Genomic DNA, 21,259 nt, shown 5'->3' on the forward strand with positions numbered 1-21,259 from the left:
CGCGGGCCGAAGCCCTAGCCGCCGGGGATCGGCAGCACCGGCATGATCTCGACGCGTTCGCCGGGGAAGATCGTGAAGTGCGGGTGGTTCTCGAACATCTTCGCCGCGACTTCATGGGACGCCGCGCGCACGACGGTGAAGGCGCCCATCTCGTTGGCGATGTCGGCGAGGCCCTTGCCGTCGACCTTCTTGGTCTTGCCGAGCGGGCCGCCCATGACCTCGATCGCGCCCTGGTGCTTTTCGACCCAGCCCTTCCAGGCCGCCATGCCCTCCTGCTCCTTCGCCTTGCGCTCGGCCTCGGGCATCGCATCCCATGCGGCCCATTTGGAGCTGGTCTTGCTGCCGAGGAAAACGGCGAGATAGGTGTCGGTGCTCATTGGTTCTCTCCCTTGGTGATGGATAGCCGAAGCTGCGGCTATTTCTTGAGGTCGCCGAAACCGGCGGCGGCCTCCTGCACGTCAGGCGGAAAGTCGCTCATCTCCTGCACCTGACGGATCTCGATGATTTCGTTCGGTGCGGCCGGACAGCGCTTGGCCCAGGCGATCGCCTCGGCACGCGAGGCAACCTCGATCATCCAGTAGCCGCCCAGGACCTCCTTGGCCTCGGCGAACGGACCATCGGTCACGATGGGCTTGCCGGCCGCAAACGAGACGCGCGCGCCCATCGAGGGCGGGTGCAGGCCGTCGAGCGTGATCAGCACACCGGCGTCCTTCAGTGCCTCGTTGTAGCGCATCATCGCAGCGACCCGCTCGGGATCGAGTTGAACGTCGGGCGCCGCGGTCTCGTAGCCGAGCGGGATCATCAGCATCATGAATCGCATGAGCATTCCTTGCGTGCTTTTGTCGTTCGGGTTGCGCGGCGGCGCCACTCCGGATGGACGGGAGCGACAGCCCGGGCCGCCCGCCACCACCTCCAAGACGAAGGAACCTTGACGAAACCGACAGGTGACGAAAATTATTCTGGAGGTTATTGGCTGGCGCTAGCGCGCCTGCGGCAGGAAACGCCCGTCCTGCCGGGCAGCGCCGAAATAGACCTCGATGCGGCGGACCTTGCCGCCGGCGAAGGTGAAGAACTCGGTGTTGCGAAAGCTCCTGCCATCTGTCGCCAGGCAGAGATAGGTGACGAAGGCCTCGTCGCCTTGGATGAAAATCCGCTCGATGTCGTGCCGCGCAATCCAGCCGGTGTCCCTCCAGCAACGCTCGAAATAGGTGGCTTTGTCGAGGTCGTCGTCGAACGGGCTGGTGAAGCGGAAATCGTCGGCGAACGCGTCGGCGACCCGTTGCCGGTCGTTGCCGAGATAGACGGCGAAGAGGTCTCGAATCAGGTGCTCGGCGTCGGTCATCGAACGGTTCCGTGATCAGCATCGTCTTGAAGACGATTGAGGCGCACCCGCGCCGACATCACGTCCGGCGGCAACCACGCGAAAAATAATGCACGCGGTGGTGGCCCGTACAAATACGGCGCGTTCTATGAACTCCGCCGTGCATATGAGTCGAGAATACTTGCAACCTGAGCAACATGGCCGAGGCGTGCGAAAGACAGAACGGGCGCCGCCTCGTGCAGGAGTTTACAGTTGCTAAAGAAGCCCATGCAACTTTTTAGCTTGAGCGAAACGGTATGACGATCCGGCTGATTCGCCCCTCAGGATTAGGCGGAGCTTACGTGTTCAATTTCCAAAGCAAGAAAGTCAGGCACGCGGTCGCGGAGGTCGAGGCGCTCGACCGGTCCCAGGCCGTGATCGAATTCGGCCTCGACGGCACCATTCTCGATGCCAACGAAAATCTCCTCAAGATGAGCGGCTATACGCTCTCGGAGATCAAGGGCAAGCATCACAGCATCTTCGTCAGCGCGACTGAACGCGAAAGCGCCCGTTATCGCGACTTCTGGGCCAGCCTGAACCGCGGCGAGTTCCAGACCACGCAATACAGGCGCTTCGGCAAGAACGGCAAGGAAGTCTGGGTCCATGCGTCGTACGCGCCGCTGCGCGACGAGAACGGCAAGGTGGTGAGCTTCATCAAGTTCGCAACCGACATCACGGCTTACAAGATGAGGACCATGGAGGACGCGGGCAAGATCGCCGCGATCGGCCGTGCCCAAGCTGTGATCGAATTCAACATGGACGGCACCATCGTCACCGCCAACGAGAATTTCCTCGGCGCGGTGGGCTACTCGCTCGACGAGATCCAGGGCAAGCACCACAGCATGTTCGTGACGCCGGAGGATCGCGCGAGCTCGGCCTATGCGGACTTCTGGGCGCGGCTGAACCGCGGCCAGTTCGAAGCCGCCGAATACAAGCGGATCGGCAAGGGCGGACGCGAAATCTGGATTCTCGCAACCTACAACCCGATCCTCGACGAGATGGGCAGGCCGTTCAAGGTGGTGAAATTCGCGACCGACGTCACCGCGCAGAAGATGAAGGCTGCCGACAATGACGGACAGCTCGCCGCCATCCAGAAATCGCAGGCGGTGATCGAGTTCAACATGGACGGCACCATCCGCACCGCCAACGAGAACTTCTTGAAGGCGATGGGGTATTCGTTGGCGGAGATCAAGGGACAGCACCACTCCATGTTCGTCGAGCCGAACGAGAAGAATACGGCTGCCTACCGCCAGTTCTGGGAGACGCTCAACCGCGGTGAATACCAGGCCGCCGAATACAAGCGGATCGCCAAGGGCGGCCGCGAAATCTGGATCCAGGCGTCCTACAATCCGATCCTCGACCTCAACGGCAAGCCCTACAAGGTGGTGAAATATGCCACCGACATCACCGCGCAGGCGATCGGCCGCAAGAAAGCCGACAACGCGCGCGGTCTGATCGAGGCGGTCGCGGCCGGTAGCGAACAGATGAGTGCATCGATCCGCGAGATCTCCGCCACCATGGCGAAGTCGCGCGAGAATTCGAAGGTCGCGACCACCCGCGTCGAGGCCGCCGACGGCCAGGCGCAGCGGTTGAACGCGGCGGCGCAGGCGATGAGCGGCATCGTCGAGATGATCTCGGGCATCACCGGCCAGATCAACCTGCTCGCGCTCAACGCCACGATCGAATCGGCGCGCGCGGGCGAAGCCGGCCGCGGCTTCGCGGTGGTCGCCTCCGAGGTGAAGAGCCTCGCCAACCAGGCCAAGCAGGCGACCGACACCATCACGTCCGAAATCGACGCGCTGAACACCATCTCCGGCGACGTTGCAAGCTCGCTGACCGCAATCAAGGTCGCGATCGCCGGCGTCAACGAGTTCATCGCCTCCACCGCCGCCGCGGTCGAGGAACAGAGCATCGTGACGGCCGACATGTCGGCCAACATGCAGCGCGCCACGGCGGAGCTGGCTTAGGCCGCTTTGCGCGGCTGCAAAAGGAGAGCCTCGAAGAGCTAAAGGCGCGATAGTTTGTCGCCTCTGCTCGTGGCTTTCGTGGTAGGGAGACCGCCTCAATTCCCGAACCACGGATAAGCTATGACCGCCTCCCCGCAGAAAATCGCCCTCGTCACCGGAGCCGCGCGCGGCATCGGGCTTGCGACCGCGAAGAAGTTTTTGACCGAAGGCTGGCGGGTGGCATTGCTCGACATCGAGGGCGAGCTGCTCGGCCGCGCGGTCGCCGAGATCGGCCGGGACGAGGCCACCCTGGCGTTGACCTGCGACGTCTCGGACGCAGCCGCGGTTGCCGCCGCGATGACGACGGTCGAACAGCGGTTTGGCCGGCTCGACGCGCTCGTCAACAATGCCGGCATTGCCGTGTTCGCGCCGCTGATGGAGACGTCGGAGACTGATTGGCGGCGCGTGCTCGAAGTCAACCTCACCGGCCCGTTCCTCTGCACCAAGGCGGCGGTGCCGCTGATGCGCGACGGCAATGGCGGCGCCATCGTCAACATCACCTCGATCTCGGCGGTGCGCGCCTCGACGCTGCGCTCGGCCTACGGCACCAGCAAGGCGGGCCTCGCGCACCTTACCAAGCAGCTCGCGGTCGAGCTCGCGTCCCTCAACATCCGCGTCAACGCGGTCGCGCCGGGACCGGTTGACACCGCGATGGCGAAGCAGGTGCACACCAGGGAGATCCGCGCCGACTATCACGACGCCATCCCGCTCAACCGCTACGGCCTGGAAGAGGAACTCGCCGAAGCCATCTACTTCCTGTGCTCGGAACGATCGAGCTACATCACCGGCCAAATTTTGGCCGTCGATGGCGGCTTCGATGCGGCGGGCATCGGCCTGCCGACGCTGCGCGGCGAACGGCGGAACGGATAGACACGGCGTAGGTTGGCCTAGCGAAGCGCCACCCAGCTCTTCTCATTGGCCTATCCTACGGACTCGAATTCGCGGAGGCATCATGCGGCGCGTCACCTTCCTCAAGGCCATGATGTTCGCATCCGCGCTGCTCGCCGCCACACCTGCCTCGGCCGAAATCCGCATCATCCAGTCGCCCGGTGGACAGGTCGGGCCGTTCCTCGATTTGTTCGAGAAGGTGCGCGAGAGCGGCGAGCGCGTGGTGATCGACGGTCCCTGCCTGTCCGCCTGCACGCTGGTGCTGAGCATCGTGCCGGGCGAGCGGATTTGTGTGACGAAGCGTGCCGTACTCGGCTTCCATGCGGCGCGATCGGTCGATCGGCGCGGACGCTTCTACGCCGAGCCGGAAGCATCCGATGCGGTGCTTGCGGCCTATCCCGGCCCGGTGCGCGACTGGATCAGCCGCCGCGGCGGCCTCTCGTCGCGGTTGCTTCTGCTGAAGGGACGCGACCTCGCCGCGATCTATCCACGCTGCCGGTGATGATCAGGCGGACGCAGGCGCCCGCCAATTCCGCCCGTCACACGCTTCCTGAGGTCTAATAGAAACTCTGGATCAGCTCGGTCAATTCCATGCTCGCGCAGATGAGCATACCCCAAAGTGCAAAGTTGATCTGCAGCGCCGCCGCCATCGGTCGCTCCCCTTCCAAGTACGCCCGCCCCAGTTTTTAGAGTTTTATGACGAAATAAATAACGATTCTGTCCCGGAGTTCACAGCCTAATATTGCGCCAGTTGTTGTGCGATGCGGTCCGCATCATTTCACGAAGCGGCCTCACTGCTCTCGCAATGTGATGCGACAGCAACATCCATATTCGGCCGTGTCGGCCAGGCGTTTCCCTTAGGTTCCATTTGAGCGGTGCGACGCAAGCTTCGGCAAGCGAACTTGGCGCGTCGCTACAACACCCAAGGTGTCCGGCATGATGCGACACGGCTTTGTCTTGCTCACTTTTTGCGCAACGCTCATGGGATGCGTGGTCGCGCCTGCGCAGGAACGCCGTCCGATCGCATAGGACGGCCTCGGTCAGGATCCGAACCGTCCCTCCGTCATGAAGCGTCGTGCGGCGACCCAAACTCCTGCGGCGAGTGATCCGAATCAGGAGCGGGAGAGAGTCCTCGGCACCTTGCACCCGTACTCCGCTGCGTGGTGGGCAATCCATGACGAAATCGAAGCGGAGAATGACAGGCAGCTCGGGACCAAGCTCGTGATCTGTCCGCGCTGCGTTCCCACCTCCCAACCACCGAGCAATGACGTGACCGGATCGATCCGCTGAGAGCGGCACGCGGTCGATCGGCACATGACGCAACGTCTCATGCGCGCCCCCTCTCCGCATCGTCGGGGAGAGGGGATCGCCGCTTGGCGCGTCAAACGATCGCGCCTGTCACATTCCCTCGGCCGGGCAGTTCACCATCCAGGGAATGCCGAACTTGTCAACGCACATGCCAAAACCCTTGGCCCAGAACGTCTTGCTGAAGGGCATGGTAACGCTGCCGCCGTCGGCGAGCGCGTTGAACTTGCGCTCGCCCTCCGCGGGGTCCGCGACCGTGAGCGAGATCGAAAAGCCCTGCGGCTTGTGAAAATGCTCGCTGGGTGCGTCGGAGGCCATCAGCACGCTGCCGTCGGGCAGCGACATCCGCGCATGCATGATCGTCTTCTCGCGGCCGGGCGCGGCCGCCATGTCCGGCGGCGCGTCCGACGAACGCATCATAGCGTCGATCTTGCCGCCGAGCGCCTTGGCGTAATAATTGAATGCCGCTTCGCAGGTGTCCTGATAGAATAGATAAGGATTGAGCATCGTTTCTCTCCGTTTTGCTTTCGTTCGGGGTGACGGCGCTACTTCTCGGTGAGCTTCTTCAGGCTGGCCAAGCCCGCCTCGAAATCCTTGCCGATCATGTTGTCCATGTTGATGAACACCTGCATGACCTTGGACAGGAACGGGGCCGGACCGGACATCGCCCACGTGACCAGTGTGGCATCGCCTTGCGGCACAAAGGTGAACTCGGCGGTGTTGTGGCCTTCGAAAGGCCGCTCGAAGTCGAGCTTGATGCGGAGTTTTGACGGCGCACTCGCCTCGAGGATCTCCATATGGCCGGCGCCCACATTGTTGTTGCCGTCCCAGGCATAGGTCGCGCCCCTTCCTTCCGTAGTTCCGCCGAAGCTGCGCTTCATGGCGGGATCGCGGTTCTCGTAGGGTGACCAGGCCGTCCAGCGATGGAAATCGGCGACCAAGGGATAGACCGCATTGGCCGGCGCTTTGACGGCGAGGCTGCGTTCGACCCGGAATGTGTCGGGCTTCGTCAGGGCGAAGCCGAGCACGCCCACGATTCCGACAGCGAGCACGACGGCGATGATGGCAACGGCTTTCAGCATGAATGGCTCCCTCGATACGGTCCTAGGACGAAGGGAGAGGGCCGGGTCCGACAAGGCGAAGCGAAAATTTTGCAACGCCCGAAGCAGGCGCTCCCTACTTCACCTTGGCGTCTTTGACCTTGGCGTCTTGCCTGGCGCCGCCATGGGCGCCCTTGGGCTGGCTGTCCCGGATCAGGCGATCGAGATGCATGCGGATGTGAGCGGCTTCTGCGGACGTGTTGGCGAGAGCGATGGCGCGGTCGAAGGCGACGCGGGCTTCGTCGTTGCGGCCGAGCTGCATCAGGAAAGCGCCGCGCACGCCGTAGAAATGGAAGTAATTGGCAAGCTTTGGCGCCAGCGGCTCGATCAGGTCGAGCGCGGCTTGCGGTCCGCGCACCTTGGACACCGCGACCGCGCGGTTGAGCGTCACCACTGGCGAGGGCTGCACCACCTCCAGCGCACCATAGAGCAGGTCGATCTGCGCCCAGTCGGTCTCCTCGGGCGTCGCCGCGCGGGCATGCAGCGCGGCGATCGCGGCCTGGATCTGGTAGGGCCCGCTGCGGCGATGGCGTATCGCCTTGTCGATCAGCGCGAGACCTTCCGCGATCATGGTGCCGTTCCACAGCGAACGATCCTGGTCGTCCAGCAGGATCAGCGAGCCATCCGCGGCAAAGCGCGAGGCACTGCGCGCATGCTGCAACAAGATGAGCGCCGTGAGCCCCATGATCTCTGGCTCGCTCTGGAACAGCCGCAAAAGCAGCCGCGCCAGCCGGATTGCTTCCTCGCACAGCGGCTTTCTGATTGCGGCGGTGTCGCCGCTCGCCGAATAGCCCTCGTTGAAGATCAAATAGATCATCGCCGCGACAACGGCGAGCCGCTCTGAGCGCTCGACCGCGCCCGGCGTTTCGAACGGTGTCCCGGCCTCGGCGACCTTGGCTTTGGCGCGCGTGATGCGCTGCTCCATCGCAGCATCCGACACCAGGAAAGCGCGCGCGATCTGCTTCACCGTCAGGCCGCAGACGATGCGGAGCGCCAGCGCGATCTGCTGCGTCGCCGGCAGGCCTGGATGGCAGCAGATGAACATCAGCCGCAAAATGTCGTCGCGGTAGTGCGAGCCGTCGAGCCGCTCGGCAAGCGCGCCCTCGGCGTCGTCGAGATCGGAGATCGCCTGGTCGTCCTCGGGCAGCGGCTGCTGCTTGCGGGTGCGGCGCACCTCGTCGATGGCAACGTTGCGACCGACCATGATCAGCCAGGCCGCGGGATCGCGCGGCGGTCCGTTCTGCGGCCAGGTCTTCAGCGCGCGCAGGCAGGCGTTCTGGAAGGCCTCCTCGGCGGTGTCGAGATCGCGGAAATAGCGCAGCAGCGCGCCGACCGCCTGGGGGCGCGCCGAGGTCAGCGCGGTCTCGATCCAGGCGGTATCGGCCTCGCTCACGTCAGATTCCCTCCGGGCCTGAACACGCCCACCGGGCGCACTTCATAGGCGCCGCCGGGATTGGCCGATCCGAGGTCGCGCGCAACGTCGAGCGCCTCGTCGAGGTTCTTGCAATCAACGATATAGAAGCCGAGCAACTGCTCCTTGGTCTCCGCATAGGGGCCGTCGAGCACCAGCGGCGGGTCCTCCTTGCGCAGCGTCGCTGCCGCAGTGGTCGGCAGCAGCCGCGCCACGGGGCCGAGCCTGCCCTGCTTCGCGAGACCTTCCTGCACCACGGCGAGCTTCTTCATCACGGCCTCGTCCTGGTCCTTGCTCCAGGAGCCGACGAAGTCCTCGTCGTGATAGCAAAGGATCGCATAAAGCATGGGCAGTACCTTCTCTGAGCGCTTGTTTTGAAGACGATCCAGTATGCCTTGCCCCGACATGGCTGCGGAAAAAAATTGCAAGAAAAATCCGGCAGATCGTGCCAAGGAGAGCCTTCAAAAGCGGAACCTCAAGGGGCACTTCGAATGACCGTTGGCACACTGGCCGTCCTGATCAACAGCACGCAGCAGAACTGGCTGCCGGAGCGCTGGAAGGCCCGGTTCGACGCGGTCAGCGGCGGCCGCCGCGTGGCGCTGCTGCCCGATCCCAGGCTCGATCCGGCCGAGGTGCACTATGCCGCGGTGTGGAAACCGGTGCCGGGCGACCTCGGCTCTTTCCCCAATCTGCGTGCGATCTTCAATCTGGGCGCCGGCGTCGATGCGCTGATGGCGGACAAGAGCCTTCCGAACGTGCCGCTGGTGCGTGTCGCCGTGCCCGATCTGACCGGCCGCATGACCGAATACGTCGTGCAGCACGTGCTGATGCACCATCGCCAGGAGCTTTATCTGCGCCAGTCGCAGCGCGAAAAGCGCTGGGAGCCGACCTATCAATGGCCGGCGAGCGCCGTCACGGTCGGTATCATGGGACTGGGCACGCTCGGCACTGACGCGGCCGATGTGCTGCGGCGGCTTGGTTTCCGCGTCGCCGGCTGGAGCCGCAGCCCGCGCACGATCGCGGGTGTCGAATGCTTCCACGGCGCGGCGCAGATCGACGCGTTCCTGCGCACGACCGATATTCTCGTCAGCCTGTTGCCGCTGACGCCCGATACACACGGCATCCTCAACCGCGACGTCTTCACCAAGCTCAACCGCAAAAGCCCACTCGGTGCGCCCGTGCTGATCAACGCCGGCCGCGGCGGCCTGCAGAACGAAGCCGACATCCTTTCTTGCCTCGACGACGGCACGCTGGGCGCCGCCTCGCTCGACGTCTTCGTGCAGGAACCGCAGCCGGCGGATAGCCGGTTCTGGACCCATCCCAAGGTGTTGCTAACGCCACACAACGCCGCCGATACCGACGCCGATGCGATCTCGACCTATGTCGCCCAGCAAATCGCGCAGTTCGAGGCGGGTGGTGTGCTGGAGAACGTGGTGGACCGGACGCGGGGGTACTGAGACCTCACGTGCCACCCGGGCCCGTAAAATCACTGATCGCCGGCCGGTATCCCGTTCACCCTCTCTTAGCGAGAAGTTGATAGGCGTTGTTAATCAACGCTCAACGAACGAGTCGGACATGCGCTTCACGCTCGGCCTCAGGATGCGGATCACGGTTGCGCTGGCGGTGACGGCGGCGGCGACCGCCCTGTTCGCCGTGCTCGGGGCGATGTGGATCATTTCCGGCATCATCGACCGGGCCGACCAGCGCGAGCTTCGCAGTCATTACGACGCGCTCCAGTCGCGAATTGCCGAGGAATCCCAGCGTGCCGCCGCCATGAGCGCCGTCGTGGCCGCGATGCCCGCGACGCAGGACGCGATGGCCAAACAGGATCGCAACGCTTTAATCGGCCTGTTCGGGCCGGTGTTTGCCGCGACCAAATCGGAGTACGGCGTCGAACAGTTCCAATTCCACGTGGCGCCCGCGACCTCGTTCTTGCGCGTGCACCAGCCTGCCAAATTTGGCGACGACCTCTCGGGCTTTCGCAAAACCGTGATCATCGCCAACCAGGAGCACAAGGTCGTGGTCGGGCTCGAGGGCGGCCTGGCCGGGCTCGGCATCCGCGGCGTGGTGCCGATCGCGCAAGGCGGCAAGCATCTCGGCTCAGTGGAGTTTGGCCTGACCTTCGGCCAGTCCTTCCTCGACGATTTCAAGACCAACCGCCATGTCGACATCGCCTTCCATCTCGCGGACGGCGGCGGCTTCAAGCTGTTCGGCGGCACACTGAAGGGCAAGAGCTTCTTCGATGCGGCCGATTACGGCCGCGCCGCCGGCGGCGACTTCACGGTACGGCAGGCCAAGCTCGACACCACGCCGGTGGCCGCGCTGCTCGGGCCGATCAGGGATTTTTCCGGCAAGCCGCTCGGCGCGGTCGAACTGGTGATGGACAATGCCGACTATGTGGCCTCTGCCGACCGTGCCTGGCTGCTGGCATTCGGCATCGCCGCGCTCGGGCTCGTGCTCGCCGCCATTGTCGGCTATCTCATCGCCCGCAGCATCTCGCGTCCGATCATCTCCATCACGAGCGTGATGCGCGAGCTGGCCGACGGACACCTCGATGTCACCGTCCCCGCCAGCAAGGCGAATGACGAGGTCGGCGCGATGGTCAAGGCTGTCGCAGTGTTCCGCGACAACGCCCTCAACTTCAACCGGCTCCAGGCCGAACAGGCCGACACCAAGGCGCAATCCGAAGCGGAGAAACGGCGCGCCTTCGCCGCGCTCGCCGACAATTTCGAAGCCAGCATCCGCGATGTCGTCACCACGGTCTCCTCGGCCGCGGTCGAGATGGAGAACACGGCGCGCTCGATGTCCGATATCGTCGAGCGATCACGGCAGCAGACCGGCACGGTGTCATCGGCCTCGGCGCTCGCCTCCGAGAATGTGCAGACGGTTGCTGCGGCCGCGGAAGAGTTATCGTCGTCGATGACCGAGATCAGCCGGCGCCTTGCGCACGCGACGGCGGTGGTCGGCAAAGCTGCCAGCGACGGGCGACGGTCGAATGCGCGCGTGCAGAGTCTGGCCGACGCCGCGCAGAAAATCGGCGACGTCGTCTCCTTCATCAGCGGCATTGCCGAGCAAACCAATCTGCTGGCCCTCAACGCGACGATCGAGGCGGCCCGCGCGGGGGAAGCCGGCCGCGGCTTTGCGGTGGTCGCCTCCGAGGTGAAGGCGCTGGCAACCCAGACCGCCAAGGCGACCGAGGAGATCGGCGCGCAGGTGACGGCAGTACAGGGCGAGACCACCGGCGCAGTGGACGGCATCCAGTCGATCTGCGCGACGATCCAGGAGGTCGACGAGATCTCCGCCGCGATTGCCGCCGCCGTCGGCCAGCAGGGCACCGCGACGCAGGAGATTGCGCAGAACGTCCAGCAGGCAGCCGCCCGCACCGGCGAGGTCTCGCAAAACATCGCGGGCGTCACCGCCGGCATCGCCGCGACGGGAACAGCGGCCGAGGAAGTCCTGGGCTCGGCGATCGAGCTGTCGAAACAATCGCAGCGGCTGCGCGACGAGGTGGATCGCTTCCTCGCGCATATTCGCGCGGCGTAGCGGGCTACAACTCAGTGTCGTCCTGGCGAAGGCCAGGACCCACCCCAGGGAGGAGCTGCGGCGCGACGGCGGCAACTCCGAACCTTCGCCAAACCAAATTCGGTGGCTATGGGTCCTGGCTTTCGCCAGAACGGCGTTTGGGAGATACTCGCGCCACGCCACCGCCTAGCTCTTTCCTCCCACCATCACGTCGATCGCCCCTTTCACGATCGCCTCAAGCTCCTTCCGCGACACACGCGCGCGGGAGCGGATGGCGATTGAGTGCACGGTTGCGGATGCGAGCTGCGCCAGCACAGCGGGATCGGCGCTGTCGGGCAACTCGCCTTTCTCCTTGGCGCGGCGGAAGCAACTCGCAAATGCCTTGTCGAGCTCGTTGAGGCCATCGAGCACCATGGCCCGGATGTCGGGATCGCCGACCGCTTCGGAGGCCGCTGTGACCACGGTGAAGCAGCCGCGCGGGCCGGTCTCGCCGGAGAGATAGATGTTCAGCGCGGAGGCGAAGATGCGTTCCAGCCGCCGGCGCACCGGCATCTCCTGGCGAAAGATCTCCACCATCGCTGCGCGCGCTTCCTCGCGGTAGCGCTGGTAGCTCTTGATGTAGAGCTCGCGCTTGTCGCCGAAGGCGCCATAGAGGCTGGGGCGATTCATGCCGGTGGCTTCGCTGAGATCGTCGAGCGAGGTCGCCGCGAAGCCCTGCGTGCGGAACAGGTCGAGCGCCTTGCCCAGCGCGACGTCGGGTTCATAGGCGCGCGGACGGCCGCGGCGCTTGGGCTCCGTGGCAGCAGTTGGCGGCTTCGATTTTTGTACCATTTCGCAATTTAATCCTTGACCGCCTCCATAATATGCAAGACAGTACAAAAATCAATCTGGCCGGGTTGAGCGACACTCCAAAGTCACATCGAGGAATTGCCCAAGGAGACTCAAGATGGATCTTTATTTCTCGCCGCTCGCCTGTTCGATGGCCAGCCGCGTCGCGCTGTACGAAGCCGGCGCCGAAGCCAATTATCTCGAAGTCGATCCGCCGAGCAAGACAGTGCTGAGCGACGGCACTGATTTTCGAACCGTGAATCCGATCGGCCTGGTGCCGACACTGCGCACCGATGAAGGCGTGGTGCTGACCGAGAACGCCGCGATCCTGCAATATATCGCCGACCGCTTCCCGCAATCGGGCCTCGGCGCCGCAGCGGGCATCGATCGCACGCGGCTGCATCAGTGGCTCTGCTTCATCGGCACCGAACTGCACAAGGGCCTGTTCATCCCGGTGCTCGACCGCAAGGCGCCGCAGGAGACGAAAGCCTACGCACTGGAGAAGAACCTGTCGCGGCTGGACTATCTCGACAATTACCTGAAGGGGCGCGACTTCCTGCTCGACCATTTCAGCGTCGCCGACGCCTATCTCGTCACGGTCATCAACTGGACCATGGCGACGCCGCCGATCGAGCTCGCCAAATGGCCGAACGTGAAGGCCTATTACGAACGCCTGCGTCAACGGCCGTCGGTCGCACGCGCGATCGCGGAAGAGTTCGAGCTGTACAAGGCCGAGCAGGCGCGGAAGAAGGCCGCGGCGTAAGCGACATTCGAAACGACGTCGTTCCGGCCAATGCGGCCGGGACGACGGGTAAAAGCGCGACTGACCGCGTCCGGAACAATCTATTTCGGCGTCTGCAGTACGACCCCGTAGCGGCCGTATATCCGATCGATCGTGCCGTCGCTTCGCAGCCGTTCAAGCGCTCCATCGATGATGTCGCGCAATGCATCATCCGGGCGGACCATGCCGACCGCGACGTTCCAGTTGAGATCGGCTATGGACTCGTCGCGATCCAGGATGCGAAATGCCTTGTCCGGATGCGTCAGATTGAAATAACTCGCCGCGGTGGGGGTGACCGCCGCGGCATCGATCTCATGGTTTGACAAGGCATCGAGGCTGTCGCTCTCGAAGCCGAAAGTCGACGTCGGGACGTGCCGTTGGCTGATGATCATGGCAGCGACGGATCCGACCTGCACCCCGACCTTGGTATGCTCGTTGAGGCTCTGGAACGAGGCCAGCGCGCTGGATGAGGGGACGGCGAGCGCGACGCCCGTGCGGTAATACGGTTTTGAGAGTCTCAAGCGGGTTTCACCCTGCGCTTCGCGGTTGGCGATGACGTCCAGAACGATGTCGCATCCGGCGCCCCGCATCTGGTACTGGGTGATGATCCAGTCGAGACGCAGCGAGACGCCGAGCTCGTGTGCCAGCGCCTCGCCCAATTCGATCTGAAAGCCGGGTGGATCGGCCGCCTTGCTTGCGAACGGAAGCGAGTTCGGATGGGCGCATAATCCGAGCACACCGGACGCGCGGATCGCGTCCAGGGTCCGCCCCTGCGCAGGATTCAGCAATCCGATCGCGGCGCCGACCACAAGCGGGAGAACTGCCTTCATTCCGCGTTCTCGTATCGACATCGGCTGGTCATTCAGCCCTCGCGCGGCTTCAGGGCGCGGATATATTTGACGATCTGGTCGATCTGCGCGTCGGTGAAGGCCCCGCCGAATGCCGGCATCGCACCAGACTTGCCGTTCTTGATGCGGCTGTGCAGATAGTCGTCGTCGCGCGGCGAATTCATCAGTTGCGGTCCCTTGCCGGCGGCCCGACCGCCAGCAGAGTGACAAAAGCCGCAAGTCCCTGCGAATAACTGCTCGACGTCGAGCGTCCCGTTGTCGGGTACGGGAGTGGCAGACTGCGCCTGAACCAGTGCGGCATACAGCGACGAGGCGCCCAGCACCGCCGATAGCAGCGCGGTGATCTTCTTGAAATGCAAGTTCAAGGTATCCAGCTCCATATCCTGAAGCGCCACGTCTCGAAGCACGAGTCCTGAAGCACGAGTCCTGAAGCACACCGGGAAATTCCAATGCACGGGAAGCAAGCTTGCGCCTGCTCCCCGGCAATCTGCGATGATCTATTTCAAGCTGAAGACGACAAGCGCCCCGTCATCACGCGGCATGCTCTTGTAGGCGCCGCCGAAGTTTGGCGCGTATTCGTCCGCCAGCATGCCGCCAAAGCCAGCGACTACGGCAATGTATTGCTTGCCATTGACGGAATAGCTGACGATGCCGCCCTGGTGGCCGGTGCCGTTGTTGTGACTCCACAGCTCAGCCCCGGTTTCGGCATCGTAGGCATGAAGGATGCCGCGGGAGTCGGGCACGAATACGAGATTGCCCGCAGTTGACAGCACGCTTCCGAGCGGCGGCTCGGGATAGCGAACCTCCCACTTCTTGGCGCCGGTGATGGGGTCGCGCGCGTCGAGATGTCCATAAATCTCTCCGCCCGGAGGAGGTACCATCTTGAAATCGGCGCCGATGTTGAGCTGGACCTGGGGCGCTGTGACCGGCGTCGTCTTCTGGACGTCGAGCGTCATGCACCATTCCTGGCCGATTTTGTAGTACAGGCCGGTCTTCGGGTTGTAGGAGCCGGCGTTCCAGCTGACGCCGCCGCCAATGAAGGGGCACAGCGGCGGTTCGGTGACCTTCCCGGCGCTGAAGTCGCGACGGCCGATCAAGGCACCCGTCTTGGGATCGATATCCTTGACGAAATTGATGTTCTCAACGAGCCGCCAGACGTTCTTCACGGCGAGATTGCGGTCATAGACGAAGACGAAACCGCCCTTGTTCGGGTGAACCACGAACTTCTGACCGTCGCGTTCGAGCATCACAAACTCGCCGACCGCGCTGTCGAAGTCCCAGGCGTCGTGCGGCAATTCCTGATGATGGAATTTCAGCCTGCCGGTATCGACGTCGAGACCGATCACCGAACTCGTGTAGAGATTGTCGCCGGGACGCGCGCCTTGCGTCTTGTAATCGGCGCCCGACCAATCGTAGAGCGGCGCCGGGTTTGCGGTGCCCCACAGGATTGTGTTGGTCTCGGAGTCGTAAGTGCCCGGCATCCAGCCGCCACCCCCGCCGGTGCGCCAGGAATCGTTTCCCCACGTCTTCATGGCCTCGTCGGTGCCGGCGACGGTCAAGAACTCCCACTTCTTCTTCCCGGTGGTGGCATCCAGGCCGAAGATCGGGCCGCGGCCCGGCCATTCACCGCCTTGCGCTCCGATGATCACCGTACCCTTCGCGTAAAGCGGTGCACCGGTGAAACCGACCGTGAGCTTCTGCGAGTCGATCAACCTGGTTTCCCAGAGGACCTTCCCCGACTTCATATCCAGGCCAAGAACCCTGCCATCCATGGTGCCGACGAAAACCTTGCCCTCGCCGAGCGCTACGCCGCGATTGTAGGGGGAATGGGTCTGACGGGAGATCAGTGCCTCGTCCAGCTCCGGAAAATGAGACCAGATCACCTCGCCTGTCGCGCCGTTGAGCGCAAAAACCCGGCTGTAAGAACCCGAGTAATAGAGCACGCCATCCGCCGCGAGGGGCATCGATTGCAGGCCGCGGGTCGAGCGTCCTGGAATATGGGTCCAGGCAACGTTCAGATTACCGACGTTGTTTGCGTTGATCTGCGCCAGCGGGCTGTAGTGATAGGATTTGTATGAACCGTGATAGGTCAGCCAATCGTTCTGACCGCCGTTCTCGATCCGCGCAGTATCCACGGACTGGGCCAAGGCCGACGACACCATCAGCGTCGCGCCGGCAATAAGAGGTAGACCAGACTTACACCAACGCTTCCTCATCCGTTCCTCCCGCTTTTATGGCTGTTTAACTTGCGTCTCACAGACGCCACCGCGAGGGATGCTGCAGTCCGCTCTCTGTCGGCCTTCTCCATCGCATACGAGCCGCCGACGGCCCTCGATCTCTCTCGGCGGACATCGCCAAAAGGTGCTACGTCTCTGGACTGGTTGCAGTTGCGCTTATCCTCGCTCCAGCAGCGTACGCCGGATGACGAGGAGCGCAAAGATGGAACACGCGCACGGCGCGAATTTGACGCGCGGCGCGGATTACAAACGTCAGTTGCGCTGACCGGTTCGTTTGGCCTCGCAGTCTCAGACTGCTGCGGGCGGCGATAGCGCCAAGGCCCGAGGAAGGATTTACCCGTACAGCACGCGCGGAAGGATCGTGACGATGCCGGGCCAGAGCGTCAGCAACAGCACGAAGCCCACCATGATGAGCAGGTACGGCATCGTGACGCGCGCGATGTAGCCGAGGCCATCGTCGGTCAGGCCCTGGATGACGAACAGGTTGAAGCCGACCGGCGGGGTGATCTGCGCCATCTCGACCGCCAGCACGAGGAAGATGCCGAACCAGATCTCGTCGAAGCCAGCGCCCTTCACGATCGGCAGCACGATCGGCAACGTCATCACGATCATCGAGAAGCCGTCGAGGAAACAGCCGAGGATCAGATAGAAGATAATCAGCACCACGATCAGCATGAAGGGCGATAACCCCAAGCCCTTCACGAAGGCGGCGACGGCCTGCGGGATGCCAAGGAAGGCCGCGGCGTTGCCGAGGATCGAGGCGCCGAGCACGATCAGTGCAATCATCGAGCAGGTCACGACCGAGCCGATCAGCACGTCGCGGATCACCTGCTGCGACATCGAGCCCTGCGCCCAGGCGACCAGCGCCGCGCCGAGCACGCCGACCGCGGCGGCCTCCGACGGCGTCGCCAGCCCGCCATACATCGAGCCGAGCACGCAGGCGATCAGGAACAGCGCAGGCGCGAGATCCCTCAGCGCCGCAAAACGTTCGCGCCATGGCACCTGCGAGAGCTTGGCTTCCGTCTCAGGCACCATGCTGGGGTTGAGGGACGTGTGCAGCATCACCCACCCCATGAAGGTGGCCGCCAGCAACAGTCCGGGCAGCACGCCGGCGGTGAACAGTTTCAGGATCGAGACGTCGCCGAGCACGCCGTAGATGATCATGATGTTGGACGGCGGGATCAAGAAGCCGAGCGTGCCGGCGCCGGCGAGCGAGCCGATCGCGATGTCGCGGGAATAGCCACGGCGCAGCAACTCATTGAGCGACATACGGCCGATCACCTGCGTCGTCGCCGCCGACGAGCCGGAGATCGCCGCGAAGATGGTGCAGCCGATCACGTTCACATGCAGAAGACGACCCGGCAGAAGCCCCGCCCAGGGCGCGAGCCCCTGGAACAGCGAACGCGACAGACGGGTGCGAAACAGCAGCTCGCCCATCAGGATGAACAGCGGCAACGCCAGCAGCTCCTGCGTGGTAAGGATGTTCCAGGCGTATTGCGGCAGAAGCTTGTCGAGCGGGATCGAGCGGAACATCGCCAGCAGCAGCGTCGCAGTGAGCGCAAGCGTCAGGCCGATCCAGACGCCGCACGCCAGAAGCGCAAACAGGATCGCAAAGAGTGCAACGACTTCGATGGTCATGGAATCCGGTGTCCGCTGGCTGGCGCGTGGGCGATCATTCGACGGGCGAGGCCTTCATGCGGTGATCCTCCAGCGGCAGGCCGAGCACGGCCTGGATCGCGCGCGCCAGGAACTGGAGCGTCAGCAGCAGCATGCCAAAGGTGACGACGGCCTGCGGAAACCACAGCGGGGTGTCGCTCGAGGTCGAAACCTGGCCGCGCACATAGGCGCCGAAGGCGAACTTCGCCATCGACGATGTCAGGAAGGCCATGAAGGCGAAGCCCGCGGCGGCCGACAGGATTTCGATCGCGCGCTGAAACGGAGCGGGGACGTTCTTCAGCAGCAGCACGACACGGATATGGCCGCCGACGCGCAGGGTCATGGCGGCGCCGAAGGTGAAGGACGCCGCCATCAGATAGGAGGAATACTCCCACGCGATCGAGATCGTGGGCGGAAAGAACGGCAGGAAGTTCGAGAGGAAGCGCGTTGCTACCTCGCACAGCATCAGCAGCGTCAGCATCAAGAGGCAGCCGCCCCCAATCCACCCGTCCAGCCGGCCAAGACGGTCGATGCCGTCGAGCAGGATGCGCAGCGGCGCCGGCGCCGCTGCGTTGAGACTTTGGGACGACGCAGGCAAAACATCCGCCACTGCAAGTCCTCAGCGCTTCATTTCGGCGAGATAGGCCCGCACCGGCTTGTCGGCCGCCGGTACGCGCTTGACGAAAGCGTCGAGCTGCGGCGCGGTCTTGGCGCGAATGTCCGTGATCATGGCCTCCGAGACCGGCACCACCTCCATGCCGCCTTCCTTGAGCCGGTTGAGGCTGTCGACGTCCGCCTTGAGCGAATTCGCCCAGAAGCCCGGCTCCATCTTGGCGGCAATGCCGGCGACAAGCTGTTGCTGATCGGCGCTCAGTGCCTTCCAGGAATCGAGATTGACGGTGAGCATCTGCGACGACCAGACGTGGTTGGTCGGGTAGATGTATTTCAGGAATTCCCAGAACTTGCCGTCGACGCCCGACACCGCCGAGGTGGAGACGCCGGAGACCGCGCCCGAGGCCAGCGCGGGGATGGTCTCGCCCCAGGGAATCATCACCGGCGCCATGCCGACCACGGCCAGCATGTCGACGGCGTTCTTGTCGGGCACGCGGATCTTGATGTTCTTCAAGCCGTCGACATCGGCGACCTTGACCTTGAGATGCAGATATTGCGTCGGCCAGGGCACGATGTAGAGGATTTTCTGGTTGTTGCGCGCGGCGACCTTCTCGTATTCGGGCCGCACATATTTGTGCAGCACCTTCAATTCGTCCATTGAGCCGCAGAGAAAGGGAATGCTTTCGACGCCCATGAAGGGCTCGTCGCCGACCTGCTGGATGTTGAGGACGTCGGCGAGCGGCACCAGGCCGTCGCGCACGGCGCGCAGATGTTCGGGACCCTTGAAGCCGAGCTGTCCACCGGCCTTCACGGTGATTGCGACCGAGCCGCTGCTCTGCTTCTTCACCTCTTCCGCGAAGGCAAACGCGTTCTGGGTGTGGAAATTGCCGTCGGGCCATACCGTCGACATGTCCCAGCTCACCGTCGCAGCTCGCGCGCGGGTCGAGATGTGGCCGGCGGCGAGCAGCGTCGTTGCGCCCGCGGTAAAATTCCGTCGCGTGATCATTGAGCCCCTCCGTTTGCTACGCGCACAACGCCTGAAACGTCATCGCGCATGCCCATAAACTGTAACCGCGTTGTCGGCAGACACGAGGCCGCTTTCGATATCGTCCTTGACGGCTGTCGGCGCGCGCTCCCGGGGATCGCCGATGCCGGCGCCGCCTGGTGTCAGCACCACCAGCCGGTCGTCTGGCGGCACCTGCTGAAAGCCTTTTCCACGCAGCTTCTTGCCGGACTTCAGGCCGACATAGCCGGCCTCGCCGTTCTTGCCGCCATCGCGGCCGCGTGGCGGATGATCGATGCGGTCGAACGCCGCCAGAATGTCGAACGGCGCATCGACGCCGCTGCCGACCTCGATGATCTGGCCGAGGCCACCGCGGGTGCGCCCTGCCCCGCCGGAATCCGGACGCAATTCCTTGCGCCAGAAGATCAGCGGCGTCTGCGTCTCGGCGATTTCGACCGGCGTGCCGCGCACGCCGCTGGGATAGGCGGTCGCCGACAGCCCGTCCTTCGCGAAGCGCGCGCCGGTGCCGCCATTGGAGGTCACCGCCATCGAGAACCCGTAATTGCCGCCGGCGCCCGAGCGGGTCTGTCCGCGCACGTTGAGATTCCACAGGCACGATGTGCCTTCGGCGGGCACGCGCTCGGGAATGATCTGGCGCAGGCAGCCGAACACGACGTCGGGCAGCATCTGGCCGATGATGTGACGCGAGGCGACCGGCGCCGGCTTCGGCGCATTGAGGATCGCGCCCGGGGGAGCCGACACCGTCAGCGGCGAGAGCGAGCCGGCATTGTTCGGGATCTGCGAGGCGACGACGCAGCCGAGACCGAACACCGTGTAGGCGATGGTGTAGGACAGAGGCACGTTGATGCCGAATCGGGACGCGGCCGAGGTGCCGTCGAAATCGACGTGGATGCCTTCGTCCGAGATCGTCAGCGTAGCCTCGAGCGAGACCGGCGCGTCATAGCCGTCGACCACCATGGTGTTGCGCCAGGTGCCCTTCGGCAGCTTGGCGATCTCGGCCAGCACGGCCTCGCGCGAGCGGTCGCAAATGTAGTCGCCGAGCGCATCGAGCGTGTCGATGCCGAACTCGGTCATCATCTCGACCAGGCGCTCGCAGCCGACGTCGTTGCAGCCGGCGAGCGAGTAGGTGTCGCCCTCGGTGTCGATCGGCAGCCGCGTGTTGGTGCGGATCATCGCCATCAGCGTCTCGTTGACGACACCCTGGTCGATCAGCTTCAGCATGGGGATATAGAGCCCTTCCATGAACACGTCGGTGGCGTCGGGCCCGAAGCCGATGCCGCCGATGTCCATGAGATGGCTGGTGCAGGAAAACAGCGCGACCGGCTTGCCGTCCTTGAAGCAGGGTGTGGTGACGACGAAATCGTTGAGATGCCCGGTGCCCATCCAGGGATCGTTGGTGATGTAGGCGTCGCCCTCCTTCATCGTCTCGATCGGAAAGTGGGCGATGAAGTGCTTGACCGATTCAGCCATCGAATTGACGTGGCCGGGGGTGCCCGTCACCGCCTGCGCCAGCATCCGTCCCTTGAGGTCGAACACGCCGGCCGAGAGGTCGCCGCATTCGCGCACGATCGGGCTGAAGGCGGTGCGGAGCAGCACCTGCGCCTGCTCCTCGACCACGGCGATCAGCCGGTGCCACATGATCTGGAGGTCGATCAGGCTCGCGCCGCTTGCCTTGCTCATG

At 64.0% G+C, this 21,259-nt stretch carries 21 protein-coding genes and 1 pseudogene; 7 read left to right on the plus strand and 15 right to left on the minus strand.

The genetic code is table 11. From position 1 onward, the window contains the following. Positions 1-14: 14 nt before the first annotated feature. The 3 genes from IVA75_RS34030 to IVA75_RS34040 all read right to left on the minus strand — a co-directional run bounded on the left by IVA75_RS34030 (position 15) and on the right by IVA75_RS34040 (position 1,342). Positions 15-377 carry a hypothetical protein gene (locus IVA75_RS34030; protein WP_247287580.1) on the minus strand — a complete coding sequence of 121 codons (363 nt, stop codon included), beginning with the start codon at positions 375-377 and terminating at the stop codon, positions 15-17. Between the two features lie 38 nt (positions 378-415). Next, positions 416-820 carry a YciI family protein gene (locus tag IVA75_RS34035; protein WP_027570332.1) on the minus strand — a complete coding sequence of 135 codons (405 nt, stop codon included), beginning with the start codon at positions 818-820 and terminating at the stop codon, positions 416-418. A 159-nt stretch (positions 821-979) separates the two neighbouring features. Further along, entirely contained in the window at positions 980-1,342 is a 363-nt protein-coding gene (locus IVA75_RS34040) for a nuclear transport factor 2 family protein (protein ID WP_247287579.1), read from the minus strand. Positions 1,343-1,662: 320 nt separating this feature from the next. Between IVA75_RS34040 and IVA75_RS34045 the strand changes: the two genes are divergently transcribed. From IVA75_RS34045 to IVA75_RS34060, 4 genes and pseudogenes are all read left to right on the plus strand, one after another. Next, positions 1,663-3,327 (plus strand): PAS domain-containing methyl-accepting chemotaxis protein, encoded by a 1,665-nt coding sequence (locus IVA75_RS34045; RefSeq protein WP_247287578.1) that lies wholly within the window; start codon positions 1,663-1,665, stop codon positions 3,325-3,327. Between the two features lie 120 nt (positions 3,328-3,447). Next, positions 3,448-4,236 carry an SDR family oxidoreductase gene (locus IVA75_RS34050; protein WP_247287577.1) on the plus strand — a complete coding sequence of 263 codons (789 nt, stop codon included), beginning with the start codon at positions 3,448-3,450 and terminating at the stop codon, positions 4,234-4,236. A gap of 82 nt (positions 4,237-4,318) precedes the next feature. Beyond that, a complete protein-coding gene (locus IVA75_RS34055; RefSeq protein WP_027570328.1) occupies positions 4,319-4,756 on the plus strand; it encodes a hypothetical protein in 438 nt (145 codons plus the stop codon). Positions 4,757-5,190: 434 nt separating this feature from the next. Further along, positions 5,191-5,544: pseudogene (locus IVA75_RS34060) on the plus strand (hypothetical protein). 108 nt (positions 5,545-5,652) lie between these two features. Here the strand turns inward: IVA75_RS34060 and IVA75_RS34065 are convergent. From IVA75_RS34065 to IVA75_RS34080, 4 genes are all read right to left on the minus strand, one after another. Next, the gene (locus IVA75_RS34065; protein WP_247287576.1) at positions 5,653-6,066 is read right to left on the minus strand and encodes a VOC family protein; all 414 of its coding nucleotides are present in this window, start codon (positions 6,064-6,066) and stop codon (positions 5,653-5,655) included. A gap of 38 nt (positions 6,067-6,104) precedes the next feature. Further along, positions 6,105-6,641 (minus strand): SRPBCC family protein, encoded by a 537-nt coding sequence (locus IVA75_RS34070; RefSeq protein WP_247287575.1) that lies wholly within the window; start codon positions 6,639-6,641, stop codon positions 6,105-6,107. Positions 6,642-6,735: 94 nt separating this feature from the next. Next, positions 6,736-8,052 (minus strand): RNA polymerase sigma factor, encoded by a 1,317-nt coding sequence (locus IVA75_RS34075; protein ID WP_027570324.1) that lies wholly within the window; start codon positions 8,050-8,052, stop codon positions 6,736-6,738. After that, a complete protein-coding gene (locus tag IVA75_RS34080; protein ID WP_027570323.1) occupies positions 8,049-8,417 on the minus strand; it encodes a YciI family protein in 369 nt (122 codons plus the stop codon). The genes IVA75_RS34075 and IVA75_RS34080 overlap by 4 nt, the downstream gene beginning before the upstream one ends. Positions 8,418-8,561: 144 nt before the next feature. Between IVA75_RS34080 and IVA75_RS34085 the strand changes: the two genes are divergently transcribed. Together IVA75_RS34085 and IVA75_RS34090 are read left to right on the plus strand one after the other, a co-directional pair. Next, positions 8,562-9,527: a glyoxylate/hydroxypyruvate reductase A gene (locus tag IVA75_RS34085; RefSeq protein WP_247288291.1), complete on the plus strand. Its 966-nt coding sequence runs from the start codon at positions 8,562-8,564 to the stop codon at positions 9,525-9,527. Positions 9,528-9,645: 118 nt separating this feature from the next. Next, positions 9,646-11,613 (plus strand): methyl-accepting chemotaxis protein, encoded by a 1,968-nt coding sequence (locus IVA75_RS34090; protein ID WP_247287574.1) that lies wholly within the window; start codon positions 9,646-9,648, stop codon positions 11,611-11,613. A gap of 165 nt (positions 11,614-11,778) precedes the next feature. On the opposite strand, the gene IVA75_RS34095 is transcribed toward IVA75_RS34090, so the two are convergent. After that, a complete protein-coding gene (locus tag IVA75_RS34095) occupies positions 11,779-12,423 on the minus strand; it encodes a TetR/AcrR family transcriptional regulator (RefSeq protein ID WP_247287573.1) in 645 nt (214 codons plus the stop codon). A 115-nt stretch (positions 12,424-12,538) separates the two neighbouring features. Between IVA75_RS34095 and IVA75_RS34100 the strand changes: the two genes are divergently transcribed. Further along, positions 12,539-13,183, plus strand: a complete 645-nt coding sequence (locus tag IVA75_RS34100; protein ID WP_247287571.1) for a glutathione binding-like protein — start codon at positions 12,539-12,541, stop codon at positions 13,181-13,183. Positions 13,184-13,263: 80 nt separating this feature from the next. Here IVA75_RS34100 and IVA75_RS34105 read toward each other — a convergent pair whose 3' ends face one another. From IVA75_RS34105 to IVA75_RS34135, 7 genes are all read right to left on the minus strand, one after another. After that, the gene (locus IVA75_RS34105; protein ID WP_247287570.1) at positions 13,264-14,031 is read right to left on the minus strand and encodes a transporter substrate-binding domain-containing protein; all 768 of its coding nucleotides are present in this window, start codon (positions 14,029-14,031) and stop codon (positions 13,264-13,266) included. Between the two features lie 32 nt (positions 14,032-14,063). Next, positions 14,064-14,414: a cytochrome c gene (locus IVA75_RS34110; protein WP_155810168.1), complete on the minus strand. Its 351-nt coding sequence runs from the start codon at positions 14,412-14,414 to the stop codon at positions 14,064-14,066. A gap of 132 nt (positions 14,415-14,546) precedes the next feature. Next, a complete protein-coding gene (locus IVA75_RS34115; RefSeq protein ID WP_027570317.1) occupies positions 14,547-16,265 on the minus strand; it encodes a PQQ-binding-like beta-propeller repeat protein in 1,719 nt (572 codons plus the stop codon). A 354-nt stretch (positions 16,266-16,619) separates the two neighbouring features. Next, entirely contained in the window at positions 16,620-17,924 is a 1,305-nt protein-coding gene (locus IVA75_RS34120; RefSeq protein ID WP_247287569.1) for a TRAP transporter large permease subunit, read from the minus strand. A gap of 34 nt (positions 17,925-17,958) precedes the next feature. Then, positions 17,959-18,552: a TRAP transporter small permease gene (locus IVA75_RS34125; protein ID WP_247287568.1), complete on the minus strand. Its 594-nt coding sequence runs from the start codon at positions 18,550-18,552 to the stop codon at positions 17,959-17,961. A gap of 9 nt (positions 18,553-18,561) precedes the next feature. Continuing rightward, positions 18,562-19,560 (minus strand): TRAP transporter substrate-binding protein, encoded by a 999-nt coding sequence (locus IVA75_RS34130; protein ID WP_247287567.1) that lies wholly within the window; start codon positions 19,558-19,560, stop codon positions 18,562-18,564. A gap of 39 nt (positions 19,561-19,599) precedes the next feature. Then, entirely contained in the window at positions 19,600-21,258 is a 1,659-nt protein-coding gene (locus tag IVA75_RS34135; RefSeq protein ID WP_247287566.1) for a hydantoinase B/oxoprolinase family protein, read from the minus strand. Position 21,259 lies beyond the last annotated feature (1 nt).

It is taken from the genome of Bradyrhizobium sp. 134 (genome assembly GCF_023074155.1).
Taxonomy (GTDB): Bacteria; Pseudomonadota; Alphaproteobacteria; order Rhizobiales; family Xanthobacteraceae; genus Bradyrhizobium.